Origin of the sequence: Pseudactinotalea terrae, assembly GCF_009733845.1 — a bacterium.
GTDB classification, from domain to species: domain Bacteria; phylum Actinomycetota; class Actinomycetes; order Actinomycetales; family Beutenbergiaceae; genus Pseudactinotalea; species Pseudactinotalea terrae.
In genome coordinates, this window is sequence record NZ_WNXZ01000008.1 from 1 (window position 1) to 17,425 (window position 17,425).

The window sequence follows — 17,425 nt, forward strand, 5'->3', positions numbered from 1 at the left end:
GGGACACCTCTACCAGGCCCACCCCGAACGATTCCGAGCCCGACCCGTCATCCACACCCCGATGGCACAAGTCGCCATCAACCACCCCACCACCGACGACCGACTCCAGACAGGTTGACAGGTTCCGAGACCGTCGAGTTCGGCGGGTGCTCCCCACGAACTCGCCGGTGGGCAACGAACTCGGCGGGGTGGGAGCGCGGGCGGCCCCCCGGCGGAGGTCGGGTGGGGCCCGGGGCGAGGGTGGGCCCCCGGCGGCTGGCTCCGTGGGCGGCGGTCGCGGGAGCGGGTGCGGATCTGTAACCTGTCCCCGTGATCGAATCGATTCATGGGTTGCACGGAGTGGGCTTCGGGGGCGACTACAACCCCGAGCAGTGGGACGACGACGTCCGCCTCGCCGACATCGACCTGATGCGTGAGGCGCGCGTCAGCGTGGTGAGCCTCGCCATCTTCGGCTGGGCCAGCATCGAGCCGCGCGAGGGCAGCTACGACTGGTCGTGGCTCGACACCACCATGGATCGCCTGCACGGGGCGGGTGTGCGCGTCTCGCTCGCGACGGCCACCGCCTCCCCGCCGCCGTGGCTGACCCGCAAGCACCCCGAGATCCTGCCCCGCACGGCCGATGGCAGCGTGCTCTCGCCGGGTGCCCGGCAGGCGTACTCGGTAAGCTCGCGGACCTGGCGGGACTACGCCGTCCGGATGGCCGTGGCCGTGGCGGAGCGCTACCGCGACCACCCGGCGCTCGCGTTGTGGCACGTGGACAACGAGATCGGCTGCCACGTGCCGCACGACTACTCCGACAGCGCCGCCGAGGCGTTCCGGTCCTGGCTGCAACGGCGCTACGGCGACATCGACACCCTCAACGCCGCCTGGGGCACCGCGTTCTGGTCGCAGCGCTACGGCGACTTCGCGGACGTGCTGCCGCCGCGGGCCGCACCCAGCCACTCCAACCCGACCCAGCAGCTCGACTTCGCGCGGTACTCCTCGGACGAGCTGCTGTCCTACTACGTCGAGCTCCGTGACGCGATCCGCCCGATCTCGCCCGGCGTGCCGATCACCACGAACTTCATGTGCACCAGCGCCACGAAGTGGATGGACTACCGGCGTTGGGCCGCCGAGGTCGACATCGTCGCGAACGACCACTACTCGATCGCCGCCGACGCCGACCGCGAGATCGAGCTCGCGCTGTCCGCCGACCTCACCCGTGGCGTGGCCGGCGGACGCCCGTGGCTGCTGATGGAGCACTCCTCCGGCGCGGTCAACTGGCAGCCGCGGAACCGGGCGAAGGGTCCGGGCGAGATGATGCGGAACTCGCTGGCGCACGTGGCGCGTGGCTCGGACGCCGTGATGTTCTTCCAGTGGCGTGCCTCCCAGGCCGGCGCGGAGAAGTTCCACTCGGCGCTCGTGCCGCACGCGGGCCGCGACAGCCAGATGTTCCGCGACGCCGTCGATCTCGGCGCGGCCGTGACCGCGCTGGCCCCGCTCACCGGGTCCGAGGTGCAGTCGCGCACCGCGCTGATCTGGGACTACGAGGCCTGGTGGGCCGTCGAGCTCGATGCGCACCCCAGCGCCGACGTCGAGTACATGGACCGGATGCGGGCGCTCCATGCCGCGCTCTGGCGCCGTGGCATCACGACCGACGTAGTGGGCTCCACCGACGACCTGCGCGGCTACGACCTCGTGATCGCCCCAACCCTGTACCTGGTCTCCGACGAGGGCGCCGCCAACATCGCCGCCGCCGCCGAGCGCGGCGCCACGGTCGCGATCACCTACTTCTCGGGGATCGTCGACCCCGACGACCACATCCGCCTCGGCGGCTACCCGGGTGCGTTCCGGGACCTGCTCGGTGTGCGTGTGGACGAGTTCTTCCCGCTTCTCGACGGCGAGATCACCACGCTCGACGACGGCACCTCCGCGGACCTGTGGAGCGAGCGGGTGGAGCTTGCCGGTGCCGAGCCGGTGCGGACCTTCACCGACGGCCCGATGGCCGGCCGGCCCGCCGTGACCCGGCGCCAGGTCGGCTCCGGTGCCGCCTGGTACGTCGCGACCCGGCAGGACGAGGCGGGGACCGCGGCGCTGGTGGACGCCCTGATCGCCGAGTCGGGTGTGCAGCCCACGCTCGACGCCCCGGCAGGCGTGGAGGCCGTGCGCCGGGTCGGGGAGCAGGGCAGCTTTGTGGTGGTCATCAATCACACCGAGGAGGCCGTCCCGATCGACCTGACCGGCACCGAGCTGCTCACGGGTGCGGCAACGGAGCCGGGGTACAAGGTCGAGGCCGGAGCCTGCGCCGTCATCCAGGAGGCCTGACCCGAGTACGTTCGGGGCAGCGCAGGACCAGCCGCGCCCGAGACGAGAACGCAGGAACTCAGATGGCCAGTCAGAACCGCCGTGCCGAGCGCGTGCAGGTGGTGACGACCAGGAATGCCACCTTCCAGCACTGGCAGACCCTGATCGGCAACCGCACCAAGCGCAACCGCGCCGGCGAGATGATCGTGCAGGGTGTCCGACCCATCGGCCTCACCCTGCAGTCGGAGCTCGAGGTGCGGGCGGTCCTGGTCACCCAGCGGAAGACTCGCTCGCAGTGGGCAGCGGACACCGTGGCCCAGCTCGCGGGCACGGGTGTCGTGCAGTACCTCGTGGCCGAGGAGCTCATGCTCGAGCTGGGCGAGAAGGACGAGGACGCCCCCGAGGTGCTGCTCGTCGTGGCCATCCCCGACGACGACCTCGCCCGGATCTCGACCCCGCAGGATGCGCTCCTCGTGGCCCTCGACCGCCCCGCGTCCCCCGGCAACATCGGCTCGATCATCCGCACGCTCGATGCGCTCGGCGGTCACGGGGTGCTGGTCACCGGTCATGCCGCCGACCCCTACGATCCGAAGGCGCTCCGCGCTTCCACGGGCTCGACGATCATGACGCCGACCGTGCGGCTGCCGACCGTGAAGCCGATCCTGTCGTGGGTCGATGACGTCCGTGCCCGTGGTGTCGACCTGCAGGTCGTGGGCACCGACGAGACGGGCACGCACGATGTCTGGGACGTCGACCTGGTCCGGCCCACGATCGTCGTCACCGGCAACGAGCACTCCGGCATGTCAGCCGCCTGGCGGGATGCCTGCGACGTCCTCGCCCGCATCCCGATGGCCGGGCACGCATCCTCGCTCAACGCCGCCAACGCCACGGCCGTGGTCCTCTACGAGGCGGTGCGGCAGCGGGCTGCCGCCGGGAGCCCGCCAGGCTGAGATCGCGCGGCATGTCGGTCGCTGGCGCTCGACTCGCACACATGTTCTACTGAGTGGGTGCGATGGGACGGACAACGACTGGACGCGGCCGACGGCGATGCGCTGCCCGGTCTCGAAGGGAGCCGTGGCCTCGTCCGGCGTTTCGACACCCCCGAGTTCCGCGGCATGGAGTTCCTCGAGGTCACCTCGCGCAGCGCCCTCAACAAGGTGCCAGGCAACGGCTTCATGGGTGGGGCGTCGACCGTCAACCCGTACCGGGGCTGCCAGCACGCCTGCGTCTACTGCCTGAGCCCAGACACGCCGGTCCTGATGGCGGATGGCCGGCACCGCCCGATCGGGGAGCTCGTCGTCGGGGACGAGATCATCGGGACCGAGCTCACGGGCCGAGATCGACGCTACGTCCGCACCGAGGTCAGAGCGACCTGGTCGACACGGAAGCGCGCCTTTCGCGTGACCCTCGCTGACGGCACGGAGATCGTGGCGAGTGCTGACCACCGCTTCCTCACCGCACGAGGGTGGAAGCACGTCATCGGCTCGATGAACGGACCGGACCAGCGGCCCTACCTGACGACCAACGACCGGCTGATGGGCAAACCGGTGGTCGAGGGTGTGGCTGTGACGTCCTTCAGCGACCTGAGGGTCACGGAGATCACTGATCTGAGCACCGAGCTCGACATGGTCGACATCACGACGGGAACAGGCGACTTCATCGCCAACGGTGTCATCAGCCACAACTGCTTCGCTCGCAACACCCACACCTATCTCGACCTCGATGCGGGTGCGGACTTCGACAGCCGCGTGGTGGTCAAGGTCAACGTCGCCGACGCGCTCGATGCCGAGCTGAGCCGCAAGCGGGAACGTCCCGAGCGGGTCATGCTCGGCACCAACACCGATCCGTACCAGCGAGCCGAGGGGCGGTACCGGTTGATGCCGGGCATCATCCGCACGCTGATGAAGCACGGCGTCGGCATCTCGATCCTCACCAAGGGATCCCTGCTGCGGCGCGACATCCCGTTGCTGGCCGAGGCCGCCGAGCACGTGCCGGTCGATCTCGCGATGTCGATCGCGGTCTTCGACGACGAGCTGCAGGCCTCCGTCGAGCCCGGCACACCCACCACGGCGGCACGGCTGGCGACGGTGCGCGCGATCCGTGACGCCGGGCTGTCCTGCACCGTGCTGATGATGCCGGTGCTGCCGTGGCTGACGGACTCCGAGGAACACCTGGACCGAGCGTTCGCTGCGCTGGCCGAAGCGGGGGCGACGGCGGTCCACACCACAGCACTCCATCTGCGCACGGGCGCTCGCGAGTGGTACCTCGCGTGGCTGCAGCGCGAGCACCCGCAGCTGGTCGGCCGCTACGAGGAGCTGTACGCCGGTGGCCCGAACGCCACGCGCGACTACCAGAGCTGGCTGCGCGAACGCGTCAGCACGGTGCGGCGAAGGCATCGGCTCGAGGTGCACCAGGAGCGCCGTCGTAGGCACACGCCGCCCCCGCCCGCCCCGGTGGATCCGACACCCGTGACGCTGTTCTGACAGACTCGCTCCTCGTGACCAGCGACGAGGTCGTCCAGCGACTCCGTGCCGCCGGATGCGTCTTCGCCGAGGACGAGGCCGCGCTCCTGCGTGAGGCCGCCACCTCGACGGCGGAGCTCACTGCGCTGCTGGAGCGCCGGGTCGCGGGGGAGCCGCTCGAGCACGTGCTCGGCTGGATCGAGCTCCGCGGTGAGCGGTACGCCGTCGGGCCCGGCGTGTTCGTACCCCGGCAGCGTTCGCGCGTGCTCGTCGACGCGGCGCTCGAGCTGCTGACCGGCGTGGTGGGGCCTGTGGTCCTCGAGCTCTGCTGCGGCGCCGGAGCGATCGGTGCGGCGATCGCCCGTGCGCGACCCGATGCCCAGGTGTGGGCGTCCGACCTCGACCCCGCCGCCGTCGAGATGGCCAGGCGCAACCTGCCGAGCGAGCGGGTGGTCGAGGGCGACCTGTTCGCCGGCCTGCCGCCGGCGCTGCAGGGATGCATCGACCTGATCGTGGCCAATGCGCCGTACGTGCCCACGGACGAGATCGTCATGATGCCGATCGAGGCTCGCGAGCACGAGCCGCGGCTCTCGCTCGACGGCGGTGCCGACGGCGTCGAGCTGCATCGTCGCATCGCCTCCGAGGGTGTGATCTGGCTCGCACCGGCTGGTGTCGTGGTGATCGAGACGAGCCGCCGACAGGTCGAGCTGACCCAGCGTGCGCTCGCGGAGAACGGCTTCACCACGAGCGTCAGACGTGACGAGCAGATCGATGGGACCGCCGTCGTCGGAACGTCCGATGGGGAGATATCCCCCCGTCTGGGTGACGGGACAGGCCGTGGCCTGAACTAGCGTCGGCGACCGTGACTATCACCAAGAACCGATTCCTGTACCTGGCTGCTGCGACCGCGCTCGGCCTGACCCTGGCCTCGTGCTCCGGCGACTCCGGTGCCGACGAGACCACCGACAGCGGCAACGAGGGCGGCGAGCAGACGACCTCCGAGCAGACCGACGCCGGCAGCGGCAACGAGGACGAGGGTGGCGACGCGGCGGCGGCCGGGCCCGAGTGCCTCATCGGCACCTGGGAGATGACCCCGGAGGCCATGGAGGAGCAGGTGCTCGCGCAGCTCGGCGGCGAGGGGGAGGTGAGCGTCGAGGGCACCTCGACGATGACCTTCGACGGCACGACCGCGACCACCGAGGTCAACAGCTCGAGCACGACCTCCGTCGAGGTCGAGGGCACCACGGTGGAGAGCGCCTCCACGACCGATGGCACCGCCGTGATCAACTACACCGCTGACGACCAGGCCATCACCTACACCGACGTCGTGTCGGCTGAAGGCACGGTCTCCGTGCAGATCGGCGACACCACGCAGGAGGCGGACTTCGCCGAGACCGCCGACCAGATGGGCGGCCAGTCGGTCACCTACACCTGCACCGACGCCGAGCTCACGCTGACCACCGAGCTGGCCGGTGTGGAGTTCAGCCAGACGCTCACGCGAGCCTGATCGATCAGGATCTGGAACGCACGAAGCCCCCGGCATCGCGCCGGGGGCTTCGTGCGTTCGTCAGCTGATGGTCAGACCTTGAGGTCGGCCAGCAGCGTTGCCTTGCTCTTGCTGTAGTAGCCGGGAACCTTGCGCTTCTTGGCCTCGTCGCGCAGCTGCGCGACGGTCCAGCTCGCGCTCGGAGCGCCCGCCGCGGTGGCTGCGCTCGCGCCGCGGGCGGCGCGCGGAGCGCTCGTGCGGCGGGTGGCCGGCTTGGCTGCAGGCTTCGCTGCGGAGCCGCCGGCCCCGACGGCGGAAGCCTTCGCGGACTTGGCGCCCCGCGAACGTGCTGCGGAACCACTCGCACCGACCGGTGCAGCCTTCGTGGCGCGCTTGGTGCGCGACGAACCAGCGGCGGAGCCGCCGGCGCCGACCGGTGCAGCCTGCGTCGCGGGTGCGGCAGCCGATGGACGCGCTGCGTCACCGCCGGCGCCGACGGCGGAAGCCTGGCTGCCGGTCTGCACGTCCTTGGCACGCGACTTCCACTTGTCCTTCTTCGCGGTGGCCTTCTTGACGTCCTTCTTGGCCTGCGACTCCGTCTTCTTCAGCTTGCGCTCGAGCTTCTTGACGGTGGCCTTCAGGTCCTTGCTGCCGGCCTTCTTGTCAGCCTTCTTGGACTTCGCCATGTGTGGCTCCCTTCGGGTTAGTTGACCCATCTTGCCGCATGAAGGGCAGAAGTGCATGGCGGCCTGCATGTCGAAGCCCCACCCGGTGCATCACTCGTGAAGGTTGCGTGCAGGTTCGAGTGCAAAAGGAGCGGTCAGCGACGCCGATCGGCGCCCGGGCGAGCCAGCGCCGACGTGACGTGCGCGGGCAGCGCGCCGGTCACCACGTCAGCGATCGTGGTCTCCTCGAGAACTTCACGAAGGGCGACACGCGTGGCGAGCCACACGTCGCGCAGCGGTGCCGAGGCGCCCGGATAGCTGATGTCCTCCGGCGGTGTCCCCCGGACATCGGCGAGCGGCCCCTCGACCGCACGGATGACGTCGGCGATCGAGACCGAGGCGGGGTCCCGCGCCAGGAGGTGGCCGCCGGCGGCACCCCGCCTGCTGCTCACCAGACCGGCGGTGCGCAGATCGGCGAGGATCTTGATGAGGAACGCGAGCGGGATCTCCTGGTCGGTCGCGATCGCATCGGCGGCGGTGGGCACGTCCGAGCGCCGCGATGCCAGCGCCACCATGGCCCGCACCGCATAGTCGACCTTCGCCGTGATCCGCACGCCCCGATTCTGCCGCACCGAGCGCATCTCACCATCTGAGCGCTCGACCGCAGCCCGAAGTAGAGTAATCAGGTCTGCTTAGTCTCGTCGTGTCCAGGCAGTCGAGCAGGAGCAGGCACATGGAACGCGTCATCATCTTCGCCCTGGTGGGTCTGGCGGCCCAGCTGGTCGACGGCTCGCTGGGAATGGCGTACGGCGTCACCTCGAGCACGCTGCTGCTCGCGGCCGGCATCGCACCGGCGGCTGCCTCGGCCTCGGTCCACCTCGCGGAGATCGGCACCACCGCGGTGTCGGGTTTCTCGCACTGGCGCTTCGGCAACGTCGACTGGCGCGTGGTGGCACGCATCGGGCTGCCGGGCGCCGTCGGTGCCTTCCTCGGTGCGACAGTGCTGACGAACCTCTCGACGGAGTCGGCCACCCCGTGGATGGCACTGGTCCTGCTGGCCCTCGGCGTCTACATCATCTTCCGCTTCACCTTCCGCAGGCCGCCGAAGGTGCAGCCGGGGACGCGGCCCCGCACCGTGCTGCTGGCACCGCTCGGTCTCGTCGCCGGCTTCGTCGATGCCACCGGTGGTGGCGGCTGGGGGCCCGTCGCGACGCCGACGTTGCTCGCGACCGGCAAGCTCGACCCGCGCCGCGTGATCGGCTCGGTCTCGGCCGCCGAGCTCGCTGTCACGGTCGCCGCCAGCATCGGCTTCATCACGGCGCTCGGCACGCAGGGCCTCGAGCCGTCGATCGTCATCGCGCTGCTCGCCGGCGGCGTCGTCGCCGCACCGTTCGCGGCCTACCTGGTCCGCAGGGTCTCGCTCCCGCTGCTGGGTGCGCTGGTCGGTGGGGTGATCCTCGTGACGAACACCCGCACGATCATCCGAGCCTTCGACGTCGAGCAGGTGTGGATGTACGCGGTGCTCGCGGTGATCTGGGCGGCGTTGATCGTCGTCGCGCTCGGCAAGAACAAGCAGCTCAAGGCCGAGAAGGCCGCCGAGGAAGCCGCCGAGCCGCAGTTCGAGGCGACCCCGGCGTGACCGACCTCAGCCTGCCAGCGTCCGCAGCGTCCTGACGGCCACCGACAGCGTCGCCAGCCCGGGGTCCTCGACGGCGTGCACGCTCGCGAGCGCGTCGAGGGCCCGGGTGGTCGAGGTGCCGCCCGCCTTCGCCCAGCTGGCGATCCGCTCCTTCGCCGAAGCCTCCGAGGAGGTGGCGGCGAGCACCGAACGGGTGAGCGCGATCAGCACCGACGACAGGTCGTCACGCATCGAGGCTCGCGCCATCGAGTCCCAGCGGTCGTCCTGCGGCAGGTCGTTGACCTGCTGCATGAGGAAGTTGAAGCCGATCTCCGGCGAGAGCGCGTAGTAGACCTTCGCAACCTCCTCCACCCTGGCCGGGTCGTCGCCTGCCGTCGCCACGATGTCGAGCAACGACAGCGACGCGAGCAGCGCCGCCCCGCGCTCGGCGAACTCCGCAGGGAAGCCCGCCTCCTGCAGCTCGGCGACCCTCGCGCGGTGACGCGCGGCGTCGTCGCCCTGCAGCAGCTCGCCCATCCGATAGGTCCAGGTCTGCACGTGGCCGGCGAACCGCTCGACCTCGGCGGCCACGTCCACCATGTCGGGCCGGTTCAGCACGAACCAGCGCGAGGCCCGGTCCAGCAGCCTGCGGAACGTCAGGTACAGATCGGTCTGCACCAGCGTGGGTGCCACGTTGTCGGTCTCCTCGACACCGCTCACGAAGCTGCGCAGCCCGTAGATCTCACGTGAGGTCACGTACGCGCGCGCGATCTGCTCGACCGAGCCGCCTGTCTCGTCGGCGGCGCGGAACGCGAACGTGATGCCCCCGCGGTTCACCATCGAGTTCACCACCGAGTTGACGATGATCTCGGTGCGCAGCGGGTGCGCGGCGAGCGCCTCGGGGAACCTCTCCCGGACCGCCTCGGGGAAGTACGCCGCGAGCGTGCGGGCGAACCAGGGCTCGTCGGCCAGCTCGGTGGCCGCCAGGTCCGCCTTGAGGGCGAGCTTCGCATAGGCCAGCACGACGGCGAACTCGGGCCGCGTCAGCCCCTCACCCGCCTCGATGCGCCGGGCGATCTCGGCGTCGCCAGGCAGGTGCTCCAGCTCACGGTCGAGATCGCCTCGTTCCTCGAGCCAGCTGATGAGCCGGCTGTGCACGGGCAGCATCACGGCGCTGTTGGCACGGCTGTTGCCCAGCAGCACGTTCTGCTCGTAGTTGTCCCGCAGCACCTGGGTGGCGACCTCGTCGGTCATCGAGGCCAGCAGCTCGTTGCGCTCGTCGAGCGTCAGCTCGCCCGAACGGACCGGATCCGCCAGCAGGATCTTGATGTTGACCTCTTTGTCGGAGGTCCCCACACCCGCGGAGTTGTCGATCGCGTCGGTGTTGATCTGCACCCCGGCCAGCGCGGCCTCGATGCGGCCGCGCTGCGTGGCGCCGAGGTTGCCGCCCTCACCGACCACCCGCACGCGCAGGTCACCACCGTTGACGCGGATCGCATCGTTCGCACGGTCGCCGACGTCGGCATCGGTTTCGGTGGACGCCTTCACATAGGTGCCGATGCCGCCGTTCCAGAGCAGGTCGACCGGCGCGAGCAGCACCCGGCGGATCAGCTCGGCCGGCGTGAGCTCCTGCACGTCGGCCTCGATCCCGAGCGCCTCGGCCACCTGCGGCGTGATCGCCACCGACTTCGCCGAGCGGGGGTGCACGCCGCCGCCCTCGCTGATCAGCGAGGTGTCGTAGTCGGCCCAGCTCGAGCCGGGCAGCTCGAAGAGCCGCTTGCGCTCGGCGAACCCGGTAGCGGCGTCGGGGTTCGGGTCCACGAACACATGCCGGTGGTCGAAGGCAGCCACCAGGCGGATGTGCTCGCTCAGCAGCATGCCGTTGCCGAACACGTCGCCGCTCATGTCGCCGATGCCGACGACGGTGAAATCCTCCTCCTGCGTGTTCACGCCCAGCTCGCGGAAGTGTCGTTTCACCGACTCCCACGCACCCCGCGCCGTGATGCCCATGCCCTTGTGGTCGTAGCCGGCCGAGCCGCCGGAGGCGAACGCGTCGTCCAGCCAGAAGCCGTACTCGCGGGAGATCCCGTTGGCGATGTCGGAGAAGCTGGCGGTTCCCTTGTCGGCGGCGACCACCAGGTAGGGGTCGTCGACGTCGTGCCGGACCACCCGCTCGGGCGGCACCACCTCGCCGCCCACCCGGTTGTCGGTCAGGTCGAGCAGCCCGCGGATGAAGGTGCGGTAGGCCTCCTTGCCGGCCTCGACCCACGCGCCCCGGTCGACGGTCGGGTCGGGCAGCTGCTTGCCCACGAAGCCGCCCTTCGACCCGGTGGGGACGATGACGGCGTTCTTCACCATCTGCGCCTTCACGAGCCCCAGCACCTCGGTACGGAAGTCCTCGCGTCGGTCGCTCCAGCGCAGCCCGCCGCGCGCTACCCTCCCGAACCGCAGGTGCACGCCCTCCACCGAGGGCGCGTAGACCCAGATCTCCGCCATCGGGTGCGGCTGCGGCAGGTTCGGCACCCGTCGGCAGTCGAGCTTCATCGACACGTACGGCTTGTGCGAGCCCTGTTCTTCTTCGGCGGTCTGGAAGAAGTTGGTCCGCAGGGTCGCGCGCACGATCCCGATGAATGATCTGAGTATCCGATCGGCGTCGAGGCTCGCGACGTCGTCGAGCGCGTGCAGCAGCTTCTCGACCTGCGCGGCGGCATCCTCCTCGCGCTCGGTCTGGCTCCCGGGCCGGTCGGGGTCGAAGCGCGTCTCGAAGAGCCGCACCACGCCCGCCGCCAGCCGGGGGTTGGCCACCAACGCCTCCTCGATGTACTCCATCGAGAACGCCGAGCCGATCTGGCGCAGATACCGGCCGATCGCCCGCAGCACCACGATCTGGCGCCAGCTCAGCTCGGCCGTCAGCACGAGCGAGTTGAGCGCGTCCGACTCGGCCGCCCCGCCCCAGATGGCAGTGAATGCCTCCTCGAAGGCCGCGCCGTCGACGTCCCAGATCTCGGGGCTGGCGCGCAGCCCGAAGTCGTAGATGTGCAGGTCACCCTGGTCAGGATCGTCGCCAAGCAAGCCGGTGGGGGTCGTGATCGAGTAGGGCCGCTCGTCGACCACCTCGACGCCGAGGTCGGTGAGCACCGGCAGCACCTTGGTCAGCGACAGCGGCTTGCTCGAGAACACCTTGAACCGCCGCCGGTCCGGGCCCTCGCCCGGCGCCAGATGGACCGACCCGCCCGATGTCGCCAGCTCGCCCAGGCGCGCGAGGTCGCCCACGGCGTCGGCCGGCGCGATGTCCTCCTTGTACGCCTCCGGGAAGCCGTACGTGGCGAGCAGCTCGTTGGCGTGGTCCTCGGCCTCCTCCTCCGCGCCCGCGTGCAGGGCATCCGCCAGCTCTTCGTCCCAGGTGCGGATCGCTGCCAGCACCCGGTCCTGGAGCACCGCGACGTCCACGTCCGGGACCGACTTCCCCGCACCGGAGCGCACCACGAAGTGCAGCTGCGCGAGCGGGGAGTCCGAGAGCCGGGTGGTGTAGTCGACATGCTCGGCGTGGAACGCCTCGCGGAGCATCGCCTCGATCCGGAGCCGCACCGCGGTCGTGTACCGGTCGCGCGGCACGAAGACCAGCGCCGAGGCGAACCGGCCGTACTCGTCCTTGCGCACGAACAGCTTCGGGCGGCGCCGCTCAGCGAGGTAGGCGACCTCCTGCACGGTCTCGGTGAGCCTGTCGATGTCGACGGCGAACAGCTCGTCGCGCGGGTAGGCCTCGAGGATCTGCGAGAGGTCCTTGCCCGAGTGGCTGCTCGCGGCGAACCCGGAGCGCCTGAGGACCTCCGCGGCCTTGGCGGAGGCGATGGGGAGCCGGAAGACCGACTCCGCGTACGCCGTCGAGGTGAACAGCCCGAGGAACCGCTTCTCGCCGGTGACCGCGCCGTCGGCGTCGAACGTGCGGATGCCGATGTAGTCGAGGTACACCGGGCGGTGCACAGTGCTGCGGGAGTTCGCCTTGGTGATCGTGAGCAGACGCGGCTCACGTGCGGTGCGCTGCGCCTCCGGGCGCAGCCGCGTGTACGCCCCGTCGGGCACGCGCAGGATGCCGAGACCGGAGCCCTCGACCGGCCGGAGCGCGAGCTCGGCCCGCCCCTCGACGTCGACCTCGTCGAGCAGGTACTCGCGGTACCCCACGAACGTGAAGTGGTCGTCGGCGAGCCACTCCAGGAACTCCTGGGTGGGCTGCACCGCGGCGGCGTCGACCGTCGTCGGGACCCCCGCGTCGAGATCACGCACGATCTGCTCGCACGCGGCCTTAATCGGCAGCCAGTCCTCCACGGCGGCACGGACGTCGTCGAGCACCTCACCGAGGTGCGTGGCCAGGGCGCTCTCGGCTGCGGCTGAGGACAGCCTGTCGACCTCGAGATGCATCCACGACTCGGTCACGCCGCTCGCCGTGGGCGGGCGCTCGTCGCTGACCTGCTCCAGGACGCCGTCCGCGGAGCGGTGGACCACGAGCAACGGGTGCACGATCAGGTGGACGGCGAGCCCGTCCTGCGCGACGCCAGCGGTCACCGAGTCCACGAGGAACGGCGAGTCGTCGGTGCAGATCTGCACCACGGTCCGTCTCGACGTCCAGCCGTTCTCCCGCAGCGAGGGGGAGAGCACGCGCACGAGCGTCTGGCCCGGCGCGCGCGTGGCTGCGAGGTCGCGCAGCGCCGCGACAGCTCCCACGAGGTCGCGCGGCTCGCGCTCGATCAGGTCCTCGGTCGCGACATGCTCGAGGACGCGCTCGACGAGCGGCTGCAGCGTCTCGTCGTCGGCAGCCGTGGCGAGCTCGGCAGTCGCGGCGAACACACGCTCGCGCATCGTGTCACCGACATCCTGGGCGGTTCCGGCGGTGGACACAGTCTGCTCCCTCGGACGACGGCGTACCTGGGCCCCGAGTCTAGGAGCGTGACGTGGTCGGTGGGTGGTGGTTGTCTGCGCCTCGGTACGAGCGTGCTCGCCTGGTGATCACCGCGCGGCCAGAGCGCCCGGTGGCGCGGTGGCGGGCGCCAGTGCCTACTCTGGTCCGTGTGATCGAGCTGGGTGTGGACACGTTCGGAGATGTCACCGTCGACGGCGAGGGCCGGGCGGTCCCGCACCATCAGGTGATCCGGGACGTCGTCGAGGAGGGCGTGCTCGCCGAGCAGGTCGGGCTCGACTTCTTCGGCGTCGGTGAGCATCATCGGGACGACTTCTCCGTGTCCGCTCCCGACGTCGTCCTCACCGCGGTCGCTGCTCGCACCGAGCGGATCCGGCTCGGCTCCTCGGTCACGGTGCTCTCCTCGGACGACCCGATCCGGGTGTTCCAGCGCTTCGCCACGCTCGACGCCGTCTCGAACGGTCGCGCCGAGGTCACCCTGGGCCGTGGTTCCTTCACCGAGTCGTTTCCCCTGTTCGGGTTCGACCTCGCCGACTACGAGACCCTGTTCGCCGACAAGCTCGACCTCTTCGCGGCGCTGCTGCGCGAAGGGCCGGTCACCTGGGCGGGCACCACGCGCCCACCGCTCGAGGGCGTCACCGTGCACCCGCAGACCGCGAGCGGTTCGCTGCGGACCTGGATCGGCGTGGGCGGCAGCCCCGAGTCGGTGGTGCGCGCGGCCAGCTACGGGCTGCCGCTCATGCTCGCGATCATCGGCGGGGACCCGGTGCGGTTCAAGCCGTTCGTCGAGCTCTTCGAGGATGCGCTCGCAGAGCATGGGCACGCGATGCTCCCGGTCGGGGTGCACGCCCCGGGTTACGTCGCCGCCACGGACGAGCAGGCCCGCGACGAGTACTACCCCCACTACGCCGCGATGGCCGACCGGATCGGCCGCCAGCGCGGCTGGCCACCGATGACACGCGCCCGCTTCGAGGCCGAGGCCGGCCCCGAGGGTGCGATGTTCGTCGGTTCGCCCGAGACCGTGACCGCCAAGATCGTGCGGGCGGCGACGGCGCTGGGCCTGTCCCGTTTCGACCTCAAGTACTCCGCCGGAACCCTGCCGCACCCCCTGATCGTCAGGTGCATCGAGCTGTACGGCAACGAGGTGGCACCGGCGGTGCGCGGCGCGCTGGCCTGAGTCCTACACCCCGCTCTTCTCGTCCATGATCCGCTGGATGGTCTCGGGGATCCGGGTCTCGAAGTCGAGCACGCGCGCCCAGGTGGGTGTGATGGTGATCTTCGCCATCCGGTCGTAGAACCCCGTCACCTCCTCCTCGAACGCGGGGTAGGCCTCCTCGCCCACGTACGGGCGGCTCGCGAGCAGGTACTCCTCCGGCACGCCGTCGACCATCTCGAGGCGCGCGGTGCCGCGTACCAGCAGCACGAGCGGCGGGAAGGTGGTGGTGTCGATCGTGAGCGCCACCGCCGGGTTCTGCTGCAACGCCGCGATCTTCGGAGCGCCCTCCGCGGTCGCCATCACGAAGTCGGCACCGTTGAAGTGGTACCCGATCGGGATCGCTCGCGGCGTCCCGTCGGTGGCGGTGTAGGCGAGCCGCGCCGGGATCGCCGTGTTGAGCAACCGCTGCGCGAACGGGTCGTCGTTGAGCAGCGACAGCACCGCCTCGCGCTTCATGAGCTCACCCAGCGGGCGAGGCTGGCAAGGGCCTCGTCCCAGCCGTCGTAGACGTTGCCGTCTCCAGGTGCGCCGTCGATACCCCGGAGGGTGAAGGACAGCCGGGTCCGATCGCCGTCGAGCGGTTCGAGCTCGAGCGTGATCCGCGGCGACTCCTCGACGCTGTCGGTCGGGTGGCCCCAGCTCATGACCAGACGGCGGGGCTCGTCGATCTCGACGTACTCGCCACCGGTCGGGAACCTCGCGCCGGTCTCGACGTTGATCATCGTGTAGCCGTACGTGCCGCCCACGCGCAGGTCGACGTGGACGCTCTCACGCGGCGTGCTCACGCCGTCGGGCAGCCAGTGGACCATCTGATCGGGGTCGACCCACGCGGACCAGACCCGGTCCGGGGTCGCGTCGAACTCACGGACGATCGTGAACTCCTTGTCGGTCATGCTTCCTTCTCCTCTCCGGGCGCCGTGCGGCGCAGGTGCTCATCGAGCCGGTCGAATCGTTGCTCCCAGGCCGCGCTGTGCATCGCGATCCACTCCGACGCCTCGCTCATGCCCTCCGGCCGGAGGTGGCAGGGGCGCAGCTGTGCCGAGGCGGAGCGCGTGATGAGTCCGGCCTCCTCGAGCACGGTGACGTGCTGCGAGACAGCCGGCCGGCTCATCCGATACGGCTCGGCGAGCTCGGTGACCGACAGCGGGCCGGCCTCCAGGCGGGTGAGGATGTCGCGCCGCGTCGGATCAGCGAGGGCGGCGAAGATCCGGCTCAGGCCATCCGCCGCGACCACCATGCGCACTCCTAGGTAAGCAACTTCTTACGTAAGAAGATGCTTACACAGCGCTGCGGTCGCCGTCAAGGGTCGGATCGGGAGGTTCCGGCTCGACGGCGAGATCGGCCACCTGAGAGCGTTCATCGGCCTTGACGGCGATCACGCCGATCAGGATGAGTACCCCGCCCACCAGCTGGACGGGCCGGGGGAGCTGGCCGAGCAGCGCCCAGGCGATGAGGATCGCGAACAGCACCTCGGTCAGGCCCACGAACGAGGCGACCTTCGAGCCGAGCGCGCGTGCGGCGCCGACCCCCGTGCTGTAGGCGATGGCGGTCGAGATCAGCCCGAGCGCGCCGACGAGCGCCCACCACGGCACCGCGTGCCCGGCGAGCGTGACGTCAGCGGTGGTGGCGCGCATGGGCAGGATGCCGATCGCTCCGACGAGACCGAGCGCGACCGCCCCGTCAGCAAGCCCGCCGCCGCGAGCGCGAGTGGCGGGATCGAGGTGCGGTCGTCGGCAGAGACGACGAAGTACGTCGCCAGCCCGATCGCGGCCACGAGCCCCCAGGCGACGCCGATCAGGTTGACGCTGGCGCCGCTGATCAGGTCGAGCACGCCGACGAGGCCGAGCAGCGCGACCGCGCCGCCGCCGATCGTCAGCGGGCGGGGCCGTTGCCCGTGGCGCAGCCACAGCCAGAGCACCACCAGCAGCACGCCGAGGTACTCGAGCAGCAGCGCCACCCCGACCGAGACGTGCTGCACGGCCTGGAAGTAGGCGAGCTGGGTGACCCCCACCGCGACCACCCCGAAGAGCAGGACCGTGCGCCAGCCGGTGAGCAGCAGCCGCCAGCGACCCCGCAGTGCCAGGCATGCCGGGACGGCCAGCAGCACCGCGGCGATCGTCGCCCGGGCGGTGACCGCTGCCGCCGGGGTCCAGCCCGCGTCCAGCAGCCCCTTGGCGAACGCCCCGGAGGTCCCGAACACGAGCGCTGAGACCAGCGCGAGCACCATGCCCGCGCCGGTGCGGCGGTCGGTGGCGCCGGGCGTGGCCCGCTCCGCCGAGCTCATGCCGTGGGACGCACGGCGGCGAGCACCTGGGGGTCGGTGCAGCCTCGTGCGAATCCCTCGATGCGGCGATCGATCTCGCGCTTGAGCACGCGGGCGCCGATCCGTTCGGCGAGCGGGGCGAGCCAGGCCGGCCGGCACCTGAAGCTGTACTTCCAGGTGGCGAGGGTGCCGCCGTCGGACGCCTTGAACCGCCACCCGCCGGCCAACGCGGCGAAGAACCACGGACCGGTCACCATGGTCATGCCCACGTTCGACGGCGGGGCGTAGGAGACGTACTCGCTCACCATCCGTATGCCCGAGGTGTGCTTCGTCATCGTGCGCACCCCCTTCGCGGGGCTCGTCGCGCCGTCGAGGAAATGCTGGTGCCGGATGAAGGGATCCCAGCGCAGCCGCGTGGGTCCGGTCGTCTGCGACACCGCGAAGGCCGTCGCCGGATCGACGGGGACGACGACGCTGGACTCGACGACGGGCATGGACACACGGTAGGTCAGGGGCG

At 70.6% G+C, this 17,425-nt stretch carries 16 protein-coding genes; 7 read left to right on the plus strand and 9 right to left on the minus strand.

From position 1 onward, the window contains the following. Positions 1-309 precede the first annotated feature (309 nt). The 5 genes from GPA03_RS19845 (at position 310) to GPA03_RS19865 (ending at position 6,252) form a co-directional block, all read left to right on the plus strand. Positions 310-2,304, plus strand: coding sequence for a beta-galactosidase (locus GPA03_RS19845; RefSeq protein ID WP_241681403.1), 1,995 nt, complete (start codon positions 310-312; stop codon positions 2,302-2,304). 62 nt (positions 2,305-2,366) lie between these two features. After that, positions 2,367-3,233: a TrmH family RNA methyltransferase gene (locus GPA03_RS19850; protein WP_156253808.1), complete on the plus strand. Its 867-nt coding sequence runs from the start codon at positions 2,367-2,369 to the stop codon at positions 3,231-3,233. A 57-nt stretch (positions 3,234-3,290) separates the two neighbouring features. Beyond that, positions 3,291-4,766: an Rv2578c family radical SAM protein gene (locus GPA03_RS19855; RefSeq protein ID WP_194239544.1), complete on the plus strand. Its 1,476-nt coding sequence runs from the start codon at positions 3,291-3,293 to the stop codon at positions 4,764-4,766. Between the two features lie 14 nt (positions 4,767-4,780). After that, on the plus strand, positions 4,781-5,596 hold the full coding sequence (locus GPA03_RS19860) for a putative protein N(5)-glutamine methyltransferase (RefSeq protein WP_156253809.1): 816 nt from the start codon (positions 4,781-4,783) through the stop codon (positions 5,594-5,596). A gap of 11 nt (positions 5,597-5,607) precedes the next feature. Further along, positions 5,608-6,252 carry a hypothetical protein gene (locus GPA03_RS19865; RefSeq protein ID WP_156253810.1) on the plus strand — a complete coding sequence of 215 codons (645 nt, stop codon included), beginning with the start codon at positions 5,608-5,610 and terminating at the stop codon, positions 6,250-6,252. 71 nt (positions 6,253-6,323) lie between these two features. Here GPA03_RS19865 and GPA03_RS19870 read toward each other — a convergent pair whose 3' ends face one another. Both GPA03_RS19870 and GPA03_RS19875 read right to left on the minus strand, forming a co-directional pair. Beyond that, entirely contained in the window at positions 6,324-6,917 is a 594-nt protein-coding gene (locus tag GPA03_RS19870) for a hypothetical protein (RefSeq protein ID WP_156253811.1), read from the minus strand. Positions 6,918-7,051: 134 nt separating this feature from the next. Next, the gene (locus GPA03_RS19875) at positions 7,052-7,510 is read right to left on the minus strand and encodes an RrF2 family transcriptional regulator (protein ID WP_156253812.1); all 459 of its coding nucleotides are present in this window, start codon (positions 7,508-7,510) and stop codon (positions 7,052-7,054) included. 119 nt (positions 7,511-7,629) lie between these two features. Here GPA03_RS19875 and GPA03_RS19880 point away from each other — a divergent pair, with 119 nt between their 5' ends. Beyond that, positions 7,630-8,535 (plus strand): sulfite exporter TauE/SafE family protein, encoded by a 906-nt coding sequence (locus GPA03_RS19880; protein ID WP_156253813.1) that lies wholly within the window; start codon positions 7,630-7,632, stop codon positions 8,533-8,535. Between the two features lie 6 nt (positions 8,536-8,541). Here GPA03_RS19880 and GPA03_RS19885 read toward each other — a convergent pair whose 3' ends face one another. Further along, entirely contained in the window at positions 8,542-13,371 is a 4,830-nt protein-coding gene (locus GPA03_RS19885) for an NAD-glutamate dehydrogenase (protein ID WP_156253951.1), read from the minus strand. Between the two features lie 200 nt (positions 13,372-13,571). On the opposite strand from GPA03_RS19885, the gene GPA03_RS19890 reads away from it, so the two are divergent. Beyond that, on the plus strand, positions 13,572-14,606 hold the full coding sequence (locus tag GPA03_RS19890; protein ID WP_156253952.1) for an LLM class flavin-dependent oxidoreductase: 1,035 nt from the start codon (positions 13,572-13,574) through the stop codon (positions 14,604-14,606). Positions 14,607-14,609: 3 nt separating this feature from the next. Here GPA03_RS19890 and GPA03_RS19895 read toward each other — a convergent pair whose 3' ends face one another. From GPA03_RS19895 to GPA03_RS19915, 6 genes are read right to left on the minus strand one after another with little or no spacing between them, the layout of a single operon-like run. After that, positions 14,610-15,101, minus strand: a complete 492-nt coding sequence (locus GPA03_RS19895) for a pyridoxamine 5'-phosphate oxidase family protein (RefSeq protein ID WP_156253814.1) — start codon at positions 15,099-15,101, stop codon at positions 14,610-14,612. Next, entirely contained in the window at positions 15,098-15,538 is a 441-nt protein-coding gene (locus GPA03_RS19900; protein WP_156253815.1) for an SRPBCC family protein, read from the minus strand. Before GPA03_RS19900 ends, GPA03_RS19895 begins: the two co-directional genes overlap by 4 nt. Continuing rightward, a complete protein-coding gene (locus GPA03_RS19905) occupies positions 15,535-15,882 on the minus strand; it encodes an ArsR/SmtB family transcription factor (RefSeq protein WP_156253816.1) in 348 nt (115 codons plus the stop codon). The genes GPA03_RS19900 and GPA03_RS19905 overlap by 4 nt, the downstream gene beginning before the upstream one ends. Positions 15,883-15,922: 40 nt before the next feature. Further along, a complete protein-coding gene (locus tag GPA03_RS22485; RefSeq protein WP_162458444.1) occupies positions 15,923-16,279 on the minus strand; it encodes an EamA family transporter in 357 nt (118 codons plus the stop codon). Beyond that, positions 16,201-16,929, minus strand: a complete 729-nt coding sequence (locus tag GPA03_RS22490; RefSeq protein WP_162458445.1) for a DMT family transporter — start codon at positions 16,927-16,929, stop codon at positions 16,201-16,203. Before GPA03_RS22490 ends, GPA03_RS22485 begins: the two co-directional genes overlap by 79 nt. After that, complete coding sequence (locus GPA03_RS19915) at positions 16,926-17,402, minus strand: SRPBCC family protein (protein ID WP_156253818.1); 477 nt, start codon at positions 17,400-17,402, stop codon at positions 16,926-16,928. The genes GPA03_RS22490 and GPA03_RS19915 overlap by 4 nt, the downstream gene beginning before the upstream one ends. Positions 17,403-17,425 lie beyond the last annotated feature (23 nt).

Excerpts from the sequence above, each read along its gene's own strand:
- GPA03_RS19850 (WP_156253808.1), top strand. The coding sequence starts at position 2,367 with ATGGCCAGTCAGAACCGCCGTGCCGAGCGCGTGCAGGTGGTGACGACC.
- GPA03_RS19870 (WP_156253811.1), bottom strand. The coding sequence starts at position 6,917 with ATGGCGAAGTCCAAGAAGGCTGACAAGAAGGCCGGCAGCAAGGACCTG.
- GPA03_RS19880 (WP_156253813.1), top strand. The coding sequence starts at position 7,630 with ATGGAACGCGTCATCATCTTCGCCCTGGTGGGTCTGGCGGCCCAGCTG.
- GPA03_RS19885 (WP_156253951.1), bottom strand. The coding sequence starts at position 13,371 with ATGCGCGAGCGTGTGTTCGCCGCGACTGCCGAGCTCGCCACGGCTGCC.
- GPA03_RS19895 (WP_156253814.1), bottom strand. The coding sequence starts at position 15,101 with ATGAAGCGCGAGGCGGTGCTGTCGCTGCTCAACGACGACCCGTTCGCG.
- GPA03_RS19900 (WP_156253815.1), bottom strand. The coding sequence starts at position 15,538 with ATGACCGACAAGGAGTTCACGATCGTCCGTGAGTTCGACGCGACCCCG.
- GPA03_RS19905 (WP_156253816.1), bottom strand. The coding sequence starts at position 15,882 with ATGGTGGTCGCGGCGGATGGCCTGAGCCGGATCTTCGCCGCCCTCGCT.
- GPA03_RS22485 (WP_162458444.1), bottom strand. The coding sequence starts at position 16,279 with ATGCGCGCCACCACCGCTGACGTCACGCTCGCCGGGCACGCGGTGCCG.
- GPA03_RS22490 (WP_162458445.1), bottom strand. The coding sequence starts at position 16,929 with ATGAGCTCGGCGGAGCGGGCCACGCCCGGCGCCACCGACCGCCGCACC.
- GPA03_RS19915 (WP_156253818.1), bottom strand. The coding sequence starts at position 17,402 with ATGCCCGTCGTCGAGTCCAGCGTCGTCGTCCCCGTCGATCCGGCGACG.